We start from the raw sequence: 14,598 nt of genomic DNA, 5'->3' as shown, positions 1-14,598 counted from the left end.
GGAGGGTCTGCCGGATCAGTTGGAGCTGCCGTACGACCGGCCGCGGCCGTCCGTCGCCTCCTACCGCGGCGACCGCATTCCGTTCGAGATCCCGGCCCCGCTCTACGACAAGGTGGTCGCGCTCGCGCGGGCCACGCAGTCGAGTCCGTTCATGGTCGTCCAAGCGGGGCTCGCGGCGGTGCTGACCCGGCTCGGCGCGGGTACGGACATCCCCATCGGCACGCCGATCGCCGGCCGCACCGACACCTCGCTCGACGACCTGGTCGGCGTCTTCATCAACACGCTGGTGCTGCGCGCCGACACGTCGGGACGTCCCACGGCCCGCGCGCTGATCGAGCGTGTCCGTACGCGGAACCTGGCCGCCTACGCCCATCAGGATCTGCCGTTCGAGCGGCTGGTCGAGGTGGTCAACCCGGAGCGCTCGCTCGCCCGTCACCCGCTCTTCCAGGTGCTCCTGGCCTTCAACAACACCGACACAGCGGCCACCGACCAAGCCGTGGCCGGTATCCCCGACCTCACCGTGTCGCCGGTGGCGGCTGACACCGGGGTGGGCAAGTTCGACCTGTCCTTCGCCTTCACCGAGCAGCCGCACGAAGCCGGCGGGCTGCGAGGAGTGCTGGAGTTCAGCACCGACCTGTTCGACCGGGACACGGTCGAAACGCTCGGCACGCGGTACCTGCGTGTGTTGCGGGGCATGGTCGATGCGCCCGACGCCCCGCTCGACCGTATCGACCTGTTGGACGAGGCTGAGTCCCGGTCGGTGCTGTCGGTTTGGAATGACACCGTGTGTGAGGTGCCGGGTCGTTCGGTGGTGGAGCTGTTCGAGGAGCGGGTGGTTGGGTCGCCGGATGCGGTGGCGGTGGTGGCGGGTGGTGTGTCGCTGTCGTATCGCGAACTGGACAGGCGGACTGGGCGTTTGGCGCGATTGTTGGCTGAGCGTGGGGTGAAGCCGGAGCGATTTGTGGCGGTGGCGTTGCCGAGGTCGGTGGATCTGGTGGTGGCATTGCTGGCGGTGTGGAAGGCGGGGGCGGCGTATCTTCCGCTGGACACGGAGTATCCGGCCGACCGGCTCGCCTACATGCTCCGGGACGCAGCCCCCACACTCGTCCTCACCACAGGCGATCTGGCGGCCGTGCTGCCGGATGTGGACGTTCCCCGCGTGCTGCTGGATGCGCCGGAGGTTGTGGAGGAGCTTGCCCGGAGGCGGGCGGAGGAGCGGCTCACCCGGCCTGGCGCGTCTCATGCGGCGTATGTGATTTATACGTCGGGTTCGACGGGGCGGCCGAAGGGTGTGGTGGTGCCGCAGGGGCCGTTGGTGAATTTCCTGGTGTCGATGGCTGGGCGTTTCCAGCTCACGGGCGAGGACCGTTTGCTGGCGGTGACTACGGTCGGGTTCGACATCGCGGGACTGGAGTTGTTCGTGCCGCTGCTCAGCGGTGCGGCGGTGGTGGTGGCCGAGCGGGATGTGGTGCGCGACCCCGCGGCCTTGTGCGCTCTCCTGCTGGCTCAGCGGGTGTCGGTGATGCAGGCGACGCCGAGTTTGTGGCGGGCGGTGCTGGCCGAGGACCCGGCCGTGCTGGGTGGTGTCCGGGTGTTGGTGGGTGGTGAGGCGTTGCCCGCTGATCTGGCGGTGGCGCTGGCCGACCGGGCTGAGTCGGTGACGAATCTGTATGGTCCGACGGAGACCACGATCTGGTCGACGGCGTGGCCGGTGACCCCCGGAAACGCGACTAGCCCGCGTATCGGGCGGCCGATCGCCAATACCCGGGTGTATGTGCTGGACGGCGGGTTGCGACCGGTGCCGGTCGGGGTGCCGGGTGAGTTGTATATCGCCGGAGCGGGTGTGGTGCGTGGCTATCATGCGCGTCCTGCCCTGACCTCGGAGCGGTTCGTGGCCGATCCGTTCGGTGGTTCGTCGGGTGGGCGGATGTATCGCACGGGTGATGTGGTGCGGTGGACCGCCGATGGTGAGCTGGAGTATCTGTCGCGGGTTGATGATCAGGTCAAGCTGCGTGGTTTCCGGATTGAGCTGGGTGAGATCGAGGCGGTGCTGGCGGGGCATGACCGGGTCGGGCAGGCCGCTGTCCTTGTGCGTGAGGACCGGCCCGGTGACAAGCGCCTTGTGGCCTATCTCGTCCCGGCGGCGGATGCTGGCCTGGTCAGCGCCGAGGTGCGCGAATATGTGGCGGCCCAGTTGCCCGGCTACATGGTGCCGTCGGCGTTCGTCACGCTGGATGCTTTCCCGTTGACGGCCAACGGGAAGCTGAACCGCCGTGTGCTGCCCGCGCCCGACTACGGTCCTGAGGGCGCGGGAGGCCGTGCGCCGCGTTCGCCGCGCGAGGAGATCCTGTGCGGCCTGTTCGCCGAAGTTCTCGGCGTGGAGTCGGTGACCATCGATGACGACTTCTTCCATCTGGGCGGCCATTCCCTGCTGGCGACCAAGCTGGTCAGCCGGATCCGTACCGTCCTGGACGCCGAACTGGCCGTACGCCGCGTCTTCGAGACGCCCACCGTGGCCGAACTCGCCACAGCGCTCGACGAGTCCGCCGCGGTGCGGGGCCGAGTGGTGCGTACGACGCGACCCGCCAGGGTGCCGCTGTCCCATGCACAGCAACGCCTGTGGTTCCTCCAGCACCTGGAGGGGCCGAGCGACGCCTACAACATGGTCATCTCCCTCGACCTGACGGGCCCGCTGGACGAGGACGCGCTGCGTCAGGCCCTGGCCGACCTGGTCGCCCGCCACGAGAGCCTGCGCACGGTCTTCGCGGACGACGCGGCCGGCGGTGCCTATCAGGTGGTTCTCGCGCCGGAGCAGGCGCGGGTGCCGCTGTTCGTGGAGCGGGTGGCCGACGAGGCGTCCGTCGACCGGCTGATGCGCGGCGCCGCCGCGTACGCCTTCGACCTGACCAGCGAGATTCCGATCCGCGCCGCGCTGTTCCGCCTGCCCGGTGAGCTGCCCGGTGACACATCCGCGAACGCATCCGCTGACCCATCCTCCGACCCATCCGCCGACCTATCCGGTGTCCCGTCCGATGCACTGCCCGCTGCCCCGCCTGATGACCTGCCCCGCGCTCTGCCCCGCGACCGGCCCCGCACCGGAGGGGCCGACCGCTCCGCGCTGCTCCTGCTCACCCACCACATCGCCGGTGACGCCTGGTCGCGCGGTGTCCTGGTCCGTGACCTGACGGCGGCGTACGCGGCCCGCGTGACGACCGGCCGTGCTCCCGCCTGGGAGCCGTTGCCGGTGCAGTACGCGGACTACAGCCTCTGGCAGCGCGACCTCCTCGGCGACGAGGCCGACGCGGGCAGCGAGATCGCCCGCCAGCTCGACTACTGGACCCGGGCGCTGGAAGGGCTCCCGGAGGAGCTGGCCCTGCCCTTCGACCGGCCACGGCCGGCCGCCGCCTCCTACCGGGGCGACCGGGTCGGGTTCGAGCTGCCGCCGGGCCTGTACGAGCGGCTGGTGCGGGTCGCCGGTGCGCATCGCGCGAGTCTGTACATGGTCCTCCAGGCGGCCCTGGCGACCCTGCTGACCCGGCTCGGGGCGGGCAGTGACATCCCCATCGGCACGCCGGTCGCGGGCCGCACCGACGACGCGCTGGACGATCTCGTCGGCTTCTTCGTCAACACGCTGGTGCTGCGCACCGACACCTCCGGCAACCCCACCTTCACCGAACTGGTCGAACGCGTCCGGGCGCGGGACCTGGAGGCGTACGCGCACCAGGACCTGCCCTTCGAGCGGCTGGTCGAGGTGGTCAACCCGGAGCGCTCGCTGGCCCGGCACCCGCTCTTCCAGACCGTTCTCAACCTGAACAACGCCGCTCGGCCCCTCACCGCGCGGACGGGGCTCACCGTCACCGGACGACCGCTCGGGGCGCCCTCGGCGAAGTTCGACCTCTCCTTCGAGATCGCCGAGGCGGCCGGGGACACCGGGGCCGGGCTGGGCTGTGCACTGGACTTCAGCACGGACCTGTTCGACCGGGCCACCGCGCAGAGCATCGCCGACCGCTTCGTCCGCGTGCTGGATCAGGTGGCGGCGGACCCGGCCGTCCGGATACAGGACCTCCGGATCCTCGACCCGGCCGAGCGGCGCGAGCTGACCGTGCCGCCACGGCACCCCTCCGCCCCCGGCGACACGATCGTGTCCAGGTTCGAGCGGCAGGTGGCCGCCACTCCCGACGCGGTCGCGGTGACATACGAGACCACGTCCCTCACCTATTCCGAGGTGAACGCGCGGGCGAACCGGCTGGCCCATCTGCTGCGCGAGCGGGGAGCGGGCCCGCGGCGGTATGTGGGCTTAAGCATGCCCCGCACCGAGGAGCTGGTCGTCGCGGTCCTCGGCGTACTGAAGTCGGGCGCGGCATACGTGCCCATCGACCCGGCCTACCCGGCCGACCGCATCGCGTACGTCATCGACGACGCGCGGCCGATCCTCACGGTCACGCCCGACGTGCTCGCCGAGTCGGAGCCGTATCCCGCGGCCGACCCGGAAGTGGCACTCTCGCCCCTGGACACCGCGTATGTCATCTACACCTCGGGATCCACGGGGCGGCCCAAGGGCGTCGAGGTGCCGCACGGCAACGCGATACGCCTGATGGACTCGACCGGTCACTGGTTCGGCTTCGGCCCCGACGACGTATGGACGCTGTTCCACTCCTACGCCTTCGACTTCTCCGTCTGGGAACTGTGGGGGCCGCTGCTGCACGGCGGACGCCTGGTCGTCGTCTCCCACGAGACCAGCCGGACCCCGGACCGGTTCCTGAAGCTGCTGGCGGACGAGCGGGTCACCGTGCTGAACCAGACCCCGTCGGCCTTCTACCAGCTCATGGCGGCCGACCGGGACAACCCCGAGGCCGCCGCGCGGCTTCGCCTGCGCCAGGTCGTCTTCGGCGGCGAGGCGCTGGAGCTGGGCCGGCTGGCCGACTGGTACTCCCGGCACCCCGACGACGCCCCGTCCCTGGTGAACATGTACGGCATCACGGAGACCACCGTGCATGTCACACATGTGGCGCTCGACGAGGCCGTCGTCGCCGCCTCGTCCGGCTCGGTGATCGGCGAACCGATCCCCGATCTCGCCGTGTATGTGTTGGACGAGCGGCTGCGGCCGGTCCCCAGGGGTGTCGTCGGGGAGCTGTACGTCGTCGGAGCAGGTCTGGCCCGCGGCTATCTCGGCCGGCCAGGGCTCACCGCCGGGCGTTTCGTGGCCAACCCGTTCGGCGAGGGCCGTATGTACCGCACCGGGGACACCGGACGCCGACTGGCCGACGGGCGGCTGGAGTACCACGGCCGCGTGGACGACCAGGTCAAGCTGCGCGGCTTCCGTATCGAACTCGGCGAGATCGAGGCGGCGCTGGAGACACACGCCTCGGTGGCTCAGGCCGCGGTCATCCTGCGCGAGGACCGGCCAGGCGACAAACGCCTCGTGGCCTATGCCGTGCCGGCCGCCGGAGCCGGGTCCACCCCCGAGCCCGACGCGCTGCGCGCCCATCTCGCCACCGCCCTGCCCGAGCACATGGTGCCGTCGGCCGTGGTCGCGCTGGACGCGCTCCCGCTCACCCTGAACGGGAAGCTGGACCGGCGCGCCCTGCCCGCGCCCGTGTACGGCGGGAAGCCGGAGGCGGACCGACGGGGTCCGCGCACCGAGCGGGAGAAGACGCTGTGCGGGTTGTTCGCCGATGTGTTGGGGCTGGACGGGGTCGGTATCGACGACGGCTTCTTCGACCTCGGCGGCGACAGCATCATGTCCATCCAGCTCGTCAGCCGCGCCCGGCGGGCCGGACTCGAACTCGCGGTGCGCGACGTCTTCGAGCACCGCACGGTCGCCGCGCTCGCCGACATCGCCACGGAGACCGTCCGCGTGGCCGCGGAGGAGCCGGGGGCGGACATCGGTGATGTACCGCTGACGCCGATCGTGCGCTGGTTCCTCGAACGGGGCGGTCCGGCCGACCAGTTCAACCAGTCGCGGCTCATCCAGGTGCCCGCTCCCCTCCGCCAGGAGCATCTGCGGTCCGCGGTGCAGGCGGTGCTCGACCACCACGGCGCCCTGCGGGCCCGGCTCACCGCCGCTCCCGAACGAAGGCTGGAGATCCGGCGGCCGGGCGATGTGGACGCCGCGTCCCTGGTCCGCCGCGTGGCCGCCGCCGGGTTCGAGGAACCGGCACAGCGGGATCTCGTACGGCGGGAGACCGAAGCCGCGCGGGAGCGCCTCGACCTGGACGCGGGGCGGCTCGTCCAGGTGGTCTGGTTCGACCGCGGCGCCGACACACCGGGCCTGCTGCTCCTCCTCGTCCACCACCTGGTGGTCGACGGGGTGTCCTGGCGCATCCTCGTACCCGACCTGGCCGAGGCGTTCCGGGCCGTGAGCGCCGGGCGGGAGGCGGAACTCCAGCCCGTGGGCACCTCGCTGCGGCGCTGGGCGCGGCGCCTGACGGAGGCGGCGGCGAGGCCCGCGCGGGCGGCGGAGGCCGCCTGGTGGCAGCAGGTGCTGCGGCCGGGGGACCCGCTCCTGGGCCGACGGGCACTGGACCCGGCCCGGGACACCTACGGGAGCGCGGCGCATCTGACGGTCACGCTGCCGGTGGCGGTCACCGAGAAGCTGCTCACCCGTGTGCCGTCGGTGTTCACCGCGGAGGTCAACGACGTGCTGCTGACGGCGTTCGCCCTGGCCTGGGCCCGCTGGCGCGGCCGGGGTGCAGGCGGCGCGGGCGGGCGGCCGGCCGGGGTGCTCCTCGACCTCGAGGGCCATGGGCGCGAGGAGGACCTCGTGGGCGCCGTGGACCTGTCCCGCACCGTGGGCTGGTTCACCAGCCTCTATCCCGTACGGATCGACCCGGGCGCCGCGGACCTCACCGACGCGTTCGCGGGGGGCCCGGCCGCGGGGGAGGCCGTCAAGCGGATCAAGGAGCAGCTGCGGGCCGTGCCCGACAAGGGCATCGGCTACGGCCTGGTCCGGCATCTCAACGCGGGCACCGCACCGGGGTTCACCGGCCTGCCCGAGCCGCAGGTGGCCTTCAACTACCTGGGACGCTTCACGGTCGCGGACGCCGAGGAGGCGGGCAGCGCCACGGTCCCGGACTGGACCGTGCTGGCCAGCGCCGCGGGCATCGGCGGCACCGACCCCCGGGTGCCGCTCGCCCACCCCCTGGAGCTGAACGCCCGCACCGACGACGGACCGCGCGGACCCGAACTGGCCGCCACCTGGACCTGGGCGGAGGGCATCCTCGACCGCGCCGAGGTCGCCACGCTGGCGGACCTGTGGTTCCAGGCCCTCACGGCCCTCACCGAGCACGCGGAGCGCCCCGACGCGGGCGGGCTCACCGTCTCGGACGTTTCCCTGAGCCTGCTGAGCCAGGACGAGATCGAGTTGCTGGAAGACGACTGGAGGACCATGTGATGGCGACGCAGTCCGGTTTGCAGGACATCCTGCCGCTGGCCCCGCTTCAGGAGGGCTTGCTCTTCCACAGCGTCTACGACGAGGCGGCGCCGGACGTCTATGTCGTGCAGGACACCATGGACCTGGAGGGCGACCTCGACCCGGAGGCGCTGCGCGCCGCGTGCCGCGCCCTGCTGCGGCGCCACGCCAATCTGCGCGCGGGTTTCCGCTACGCGGGCCTGCGCCGGCCCGTCCAGTTCATTCCGCACGAGGTGACCCTCCCCTGGGAGGAATTCGACCTCGCCGATCTGTCCGAGGACGAGCGCACCGCGGCGGCGGACCGGGTGCTGGAGGCGGACCGGCGGCGCCGTTTCGACCTCGGCAAGCCGCCGCTGATGCGGTTCACCCTGCTGCGGCTCGGCGAGGGCCGGCACCGCTTCGTCCTGACCAACCACCACATCCTGCTGGACGGGTGGTCGCGCCCGATGCTGCTGCGCGAACTGCTCGCGCTGTACGCGTCCCGGGGCGACGACGGCGGGCTGCCACGGGTCCGGCCCTTCCGGGACTATCTGCGCTGGCTCGCCGACCAGGACCGGGACGCCGCGGTGGCCGCGTGGCGCGAGGCGGTGGCCGGACTCGACGGCCCCACCCTGGTCGCGCCCCGGGCCGGCGACCGGCCCGCGGTCGTGCCGGGCCGCCTGGACGCCGAGCTCGAACCCGCCGTCCACGAAGGGCTCGCGGCCCTCGCCCGGGAGCGTGCGCTGACCCTCAACTCGCTGGTGCAGGGCGCCTGGGCGGTGGTGCTCGGCGGGCTGACCGGCCGTGACGACGTGGTGTTCGGCGCCACCGTCTCCGGGCGGCCGCCCGAACTTGCCGGGGTCGAGACGATGGTGGGCCTGTTCATCAACACCCTGCCCGTCCGGGTGCGGCTGCGGCCCGGCGAGCCGCTGGTGGACCTGGTGCGCCGGGTCCAGGACGAGCAGACCCGGCTCCAGGCCCACCAGCAGATCGACCTCGCCGAGGTGCGGCGGCTGGCCGGAGCCGGTGAACTCTTCGACACCACCATGGTGTTCGAGAACTACCCCGTGGACCTCGCGGCCGGGAACGACAAGCCCGGCGGGGCGAACGGCCTGACCGTCGTCGGTGCCCGCAACCGCGATGCCGCCCACTATCCGCTGGCGCTCGTCGCGGTCGGCCGCGGCGGCCGGCTGCGGCTGCGCCTGGACCACCAGCCCGATCTGATCCCCGAGACGTCGGCCCGCGCAGTCCTGGACCGCGTGGTGCGCGTCCTCACCGCGGTCGCCACCGACCCGCTCCGGCCCGTCGGCCGGCTCGAACTGCTCTCCCGGGACGAACACCGGGCCGTGTCCGCGTTCGGCCACGGCGCGGACACCGACATCCCGGACCTCGGCCTGCCGGAGGCGTTCCGCGCCCAGGCCGCCCGCACCCCGCACGCCACCGCCGTCCGCACCGGCGCCGACGCGCTCGACTACGCCGCGCTCGACGCCCGCTCCGAAGCGCTGGCGCGCCGTCTGACCCGGCTCGGAGTGGCTTCGGAGACCCCGGTGGCGCTGCTCATGGAGCGCTCGGCCGACGTCGTCGTGTCCGCGCTGGGAGTCCTCAAGGCGGGCGGCGCGTATGTGCCGCTGCGCCAGCGCGACCCGGCCGACCGGCTGCGTCTGCTCACCGGCCTCGCCGGTGTCTCCCTGGTGCTGACCGACCGGGCCAACGCCGCCCGCGCCGCGGACCTGGGACTCCCGTCGGTCGTCGTGGACGACGGCGCCATGGAGCCCGATCCCGCGCCGGGGGATCCGCTGCCGCGCGTCCACGCCGACCAGATCGCCTACATCTGCCACACCTCCGGCTCCACCGGAACCCCCAAGGGCGTTGCCGCCACCCACCGCCATGTGCTCGAACTCGCCCATGACCGCTCGTTCACGGGCGGCGCCCACACCCGGGTCCTGGTCCACTCGCCGCACGCCTTCGACGCCTCCACCTACGAGATGTGGGTGCCGCTGCTGACCGGCGGCACCGCCGTCGTCGCCCCGCCCGGCGACCTCGACGCCGACCTGCTCGGCAAGCTGCTCGTCGAGCACGAGATCACCGGGTTGTTCCTGACCACCGGCCTCTTCCAGCTCGTCGCCGACGAGGCGCCCGAACACTTCGCGGGCCTCCAGGAGGTGTGGACCGGGGGAGAGGCGGTCCCCGCCGCGTCCGTCCGCCGTGTGATGCGCGCCTGCCCCGACACGACCGTCGTCGACGTCTACGGGCCCACCGAGACGACCACGTTCGCGGTGCGGCACCGGCTTCCCCGGGGGCGGGAGGTCCCCGACTCCGTCCCCATCGGCGGCCCCCTGGACAACACCCGGCTGATGGTCCTGGACACCGGGCTGCGCCCGGTGCCGCCCGGCACCGCGGGCGAGCTGCACATCGCGGGGGCGGGCCTGGCGCGCGGCTACTGGCGGCGCCCCGGGATCACCGCGGAACGCTTCGTCGCCGACCCGTACGGCCCGCCCGGGGCCCGTATGTACCGCACCGGCGACCTGGCCCGCTGGAGCCCCGAGGGCGTCCTCGAATACCTCGGGCGCGCGGACGAACAGGTGAAGCTGCGCGGCTTCCGCATCGAACTCGGTGAGATCGAGGCGCGGCTGGGCAGCCACCCCGGCGTCGCCCAGACCGTCGTCACCGTGCAGGAGCCGCGCCCCGGCGACAAACGCCTCGTGGCCCACCTCGTCGCCGAGCGCGGCACCACCCCCTCCCCGGAGGGCCTGCGGGCGCACCTCGCCGCCGAACTCCCCGACTACATGGTGCCCACCGCGTTCGTCGTCCTCGACGCGCTGCCGCTGACCGCCAACGGCAAGGTGGACCGCAGGGCCCTGCCCGTGCCCGACACCGGTCCGGCCGCCGGCGCCGCGGCGCGCCGCGCCCCGCGCAGCCCCCAGGAGGAGATCCTGTGCGGGCTCTTCGCGGAGGTCCTCGGTCTGCCGTCGGTCGGCATCGACGACGACTTCTTCGACGCCGGCGGACACTCGCTGCTCGCCACCCGGCTCGCCGGGCGCATCCGTTCGGTGTTCGGTGCCGAGCTGGCGGTGCGCCGGCTGTTCGACACCCCGACCGTGGCCGGGCTCGCCCGCGCCCTCGACACCGCCGGATCGGCCCGGCCGGCGCTGCTGCCCGCCGAGCCGCGCCCCGACCGCGTCCCGGCCTCCTTCGCCCAGCGCCGGCTGTGGTTCCTGCACCGATTCGAGGGCCCCTCCCCGACGTACAACATCCCCTTCGCGCTGAGGCTCACCGGCGATCTGGACCGCACGGCGCTGCGGGACGCCCTCATGGACGTCACGGAGCGCCACGAGTCACTGCGCACGGTCTTCGCCGAGGACGCCGAAGGCCCGTACCAGGTCGTGCTGCACGGTCCGGAAGCCAGGCCCGCGCTGACCGTCGTCCCCGATGTGCCGCGGGACCGCCTGGAGCGGGAGATCGCCGCCGCCGTTGGGTACGCTTTCGAGCTGGCCGAGGAACTCCCCCTGCGCGTCTGGCTGCTGGAGACCGGCGAGCGGGAACACGTGCTGCTGCTCCTGGTCCACCACATCGCGGGCGACGGCTGGTCGGTGCCGCTGCTCGCCCGTGACATCGTCTCCGCCTACGCCGCACGGCGCGACGGCACCGCCCCCGCCTGGCGGCCGCTGCCCGTGAGCTACGCCGACTACAGCCTGTGGCAGCACGAGGTGCTCGGCTCCGAGGACGACGGGGACAGCCTGATCTCGCGTCAGCTCGCCTACTGGAAGCAGACCCTGGCCGGACTGCCGGACGAACTCGAACTGCCCGCCGACCGGCCGCGCCCCGCCACCTCCGCCCATCGCGGCGAACGTATCCCCTACCAGGTGCCGGGACCGCTGTACGAGCGAATCCGCTCCCTGGCGCGCGCCACCAAGGCCAGCCCCTTCATGGTGGTCCAGGCCGCGGTCGCCGCGCTGCTCACCCGGCTCGGGGCGGGCACCGACATCCCGCTGGGCACCCCGGTGGCCGGCCGCACCGACGACGCCCTGGACGATCTCGTCGGCTTCTTCGTCAACACGCTGGTGCTGCGCACCGACACCTCCGGCAACCCCACCTTCCGCGAGCTGATCGCCCGTGTCCGGGACACGGACCTGGCGGCATACGCCCATCAGGACCTGCCGTTCGAGCGGCTGGTGGAGGCGCTCAACCCCAAGCGCTCACAGTCCCGGCACCCGGTGTTCCAGACCATGCTCACCTTCAACAACACCGAGCGGCGGCAGGCGGCGGACGCGGCGGCCCCCGAGGACGGCGTGGGGGTGCCGGGCCTGGCCGTCGAGCAACTGGACTCGGACACCGGTACGGCCAAATTCGATCTGCTGCTGTCCTTCGCCGAGCGGCACGCCCCCGACGGCGGCGTGGACGGGCTGAACGCGGGTCTCGAATTCAGCACCGATCTCTTCGAACGCGACACGGCGGAGCGGATCGTGGCGCGGCTCCTGCGGCTGCTGGCGGCCGTGACCGCGAACCCGCAGGCGAGACTGGGCGAGGTGGCGCTCCTCGACGAGGGCGAACGGGCCACGGTGCTGAGCGGCGGGCACGGCCCGGTCCGCCCCGCGCCGGACGTCTCGCTGCCCGATCGGTTCGAAGCGGCCGTCGCCCGCGGCCCGCACGGCGTGGCCGTGGAAACCGCGGCCGGAGCGGTCGGCTACACCGAGCTGAACGCGCGCGCCAACCGGCTCGCACGGCTGCTCATCGACCGCGGGGTGGGCCCCGAGGACCTCGTCGCGGTCGCCATGCCCCGGTCGGCCGACCTGGTCACCGCCCTCACGGCGGTTCTCAAGGCCGGCGCCGGATATCTGCCCGTCGACCCCGGGTACCCGGCCGGCCGCATCGCGTTCATGCTCGAAGACGCCCGCCCCGCCCTCGTGCTGACCACCCGCGAACTGGCCGGGGCCCTTCCGGAAGGGCTCGCCGGCCGTACGTTCGCGATCGACGACCCGCGGGCCGCCGAAGCGCTTGCCGCGTACCCCGCGACCGATGTCACCGATGACGAGCGCACCCGGCCGCTCGACCCCGCGCACCCGGCGTACGTCATCTACACCTCGGGTTCGACCGGGCGCCCCAAGGGCGTGGTGATGCCCGCGGGCGCGCTCGCCAACCTCCTGGACTGGCACCGGGCGCAACTGCCGGGCGGACCGGGCACCCGGGTGGCCCAGTTCACCGCGGTCAGCTTCGACGTCTCCGTTCAGGAGATCCTCTCCGCTCTGCTGCACGGCAAGACCCTCGTGGTCTGCCCCGAGGACGTCCGCCGCGACCCGGCCCGTCTGGCGCGGTGGCTGCACGAGACGGGCGTCCAGGAGCTGTACGCGCCCAACCTGGTCATCGACGCCGTATGCGAGGCCGCCACCGCCCAGGGGCTCGAACTGCCGCACCTCACCGACCTGGTACAGGCCGGGGAGGCGCTCACCCCGCACGGCGCCATCCGCACGTTCTGCGCCGACCGCCCCGGCCGGCGGCTGCACAACCACTACGGGCCCGCCGAGACCCATGTGGTGACGGCCTGCCCGCTCCCGGCGGACCCCGACACCTGGACGCCCGGCCCCGCCCCCATCGGGCGGCCCGTCGACAACACCGCCGTGCGGCTGCTCGACCCCTGGCTGAACCCGGTGCCGCCGGGCGTCCCCGGAGAGCTGTACATCACCGGAGCCGCCCTGGCCCGCGGCTATATCGCCCGCGCCGACCGCACCGCGGAGCGGTTCGTCGCCGATCCCTACGGCCCGCCGGGCGCCCGGATGTACCGCACCGGCGACCTGGCCCGTCTCACCCGCGCCGGACAGTTCACGTATCTGGGGCGCACCGACACCCAGGTCAAGGTCCGCGGGTTCCGCATCGAACCGGGTGAGATCGAGGCGGTCCTCACCGCGGCGCCGGAGGTGGCGCGCGCGGCCGTGGTCGTGCGGGAGGACCGGCCGGGGGACCGGCGCCTGGTCGGTTACGTGGTCGGGGCGCATGGCGAGGAGCCCGAGGCGCGCCGGTTGCGCGAACACGCCGCCCGGCACCTGCCCGACCATATGGTGCCCGCCGCGTTCGTCACCCTGGACGCACTGCCCCTGACGCCCAACGGCAAGCTGGACCGGGCCGCGCTGCCGGCGCCCGAGTACCGGACCGGTGCCGCGCCCGGCGTGCCGAGGACGCCCGAGGAGCGTGCGCTGTGCGCCCTGTTCGCCGAGGTCCTGGGCGTGGAGCAGGTCGGAGCCGACGACGAGTTCTTCGACCTCGGCGGTCACTCCTTCCTCGCCGCCCGGCTGGTCGGCCGGATCCGCGACGAGATGGGCGGCGACCTGCCGGTACGCGCGGTCTTCGACGCGCCCTCACCGGCCGCGCTGGCCCGCCTGCTGACGGGCGAGGCGGCCGCGGAGGGCGACTCGACGGGGACACTGCTGCCCCTGCGCGCCCGCGGTACCGCAGCACCGCTGTTCTTCCTGCACCCGGGAGGCGGCTTCAGCTGGTGCTATTCGGGGCTGGTCCGCCACCTCGGCGCCGAGGTGCCGGTCTACGGCGTCCAGGCCCGCGGCCTCGACGGCGCCGGACCGCTCCCGGCGTCCATGGACGAGATGGTCGAGGACTATGTCGTCCGGATCCGCTCCGTGCAGCCGCACGGCCCCTACCGGCTCGCCGGCTGGTCCTTCGGCGGGCTGACCGCGCAGGCCCTGGCCGTCCGGCTGCGAGCGGAGGGCGAGGAGGTCGGGATGCTCGCGGTGCTCGACTCCTACCCGCCGGGGGAGCACAGCGACCACTCGGAGCCGGTGGAGCACGAGGTGGTCGCGAACAATCTGCGGGCCATGGGGTTCACCTTCGACATGGCCGAGCTCATAGCAGATCAGGAGCGGGTTCTGCTGCGCTTCCGGGAGTTCCTGCAAGCGGGAAATCACCCCATGGCGCACCTCGACCACCTTGAGGCCCAGGACGTGCTGGCCCTCAAGGACGTCTACGTGAACAATGTCCGGATCATGCGGTCCTACGTGCCCCGGTTCTTCGACGGGGACATGCTTTTCGTGTCCGCGGAACGGAAACCCGCCGACCAGGAAACCCTGCTGGATGTCAACTTGTGGCAACCGCTGATAGGCGGGTCGATCGAGATCTGCCCCGTAGACTCGAACCACGGAGATCTGATGACCGACGCCCGTCACGCGGCCCGTATCGGACGTTTTCTCGCCGACCGGCTGTGA

2 protein-coding genes (1 of these 2 only partly in view) are annotated in these 14,598 nt (G+C 72.8%); both read left to right on the top strand.

What is annotated here, in order from left to right:
• On the top strand, positions 1 to 7,393 hold the 3' portion of the coding sequence (locus tag NQU54_RS14095; RefSeq protein ID WP_257631366.1) for a non-ribosomal peptide synthase/polyketide synthase. Its footprint begins 13,208 nt before the window's first position; only the last 7,393 of its 20,601 coding nucleotides appear in the window; its start codon lies off the left edge, out of view; its stop codon occupies positions 7,391 to 7,393.
• Positions 7,393 to 14,598: a non-ribosomal peptide synthetase gene (locus NQU54_RS49270; protein ID WP_306278696.1), complete on the top strand. Its 7,206-nt coding sequence runs from the start codon at positions 7,393 to 7,395 to the stop codon at positions 14,596 to 14,598. Before NQU54_RS14095 ends, NQU54_RS49270 begins: the two co-directional genes overlap by 1 nt.

This window comes from Streptomyces malaysiensis subsp. samsunensis (assembly GCF_024519315.1).
Classification (GTDB): Bacteria; Actinomycetota; Actinomycetes; order Streptomycetales; family Streptomycetaceae; genus Streptomyces; species Streptomyces malaysiensis.
Note: the sequence above shows the minus strand (reverse complement) of the source record. Positions and strands in the feature narration are given on the sequence as shown.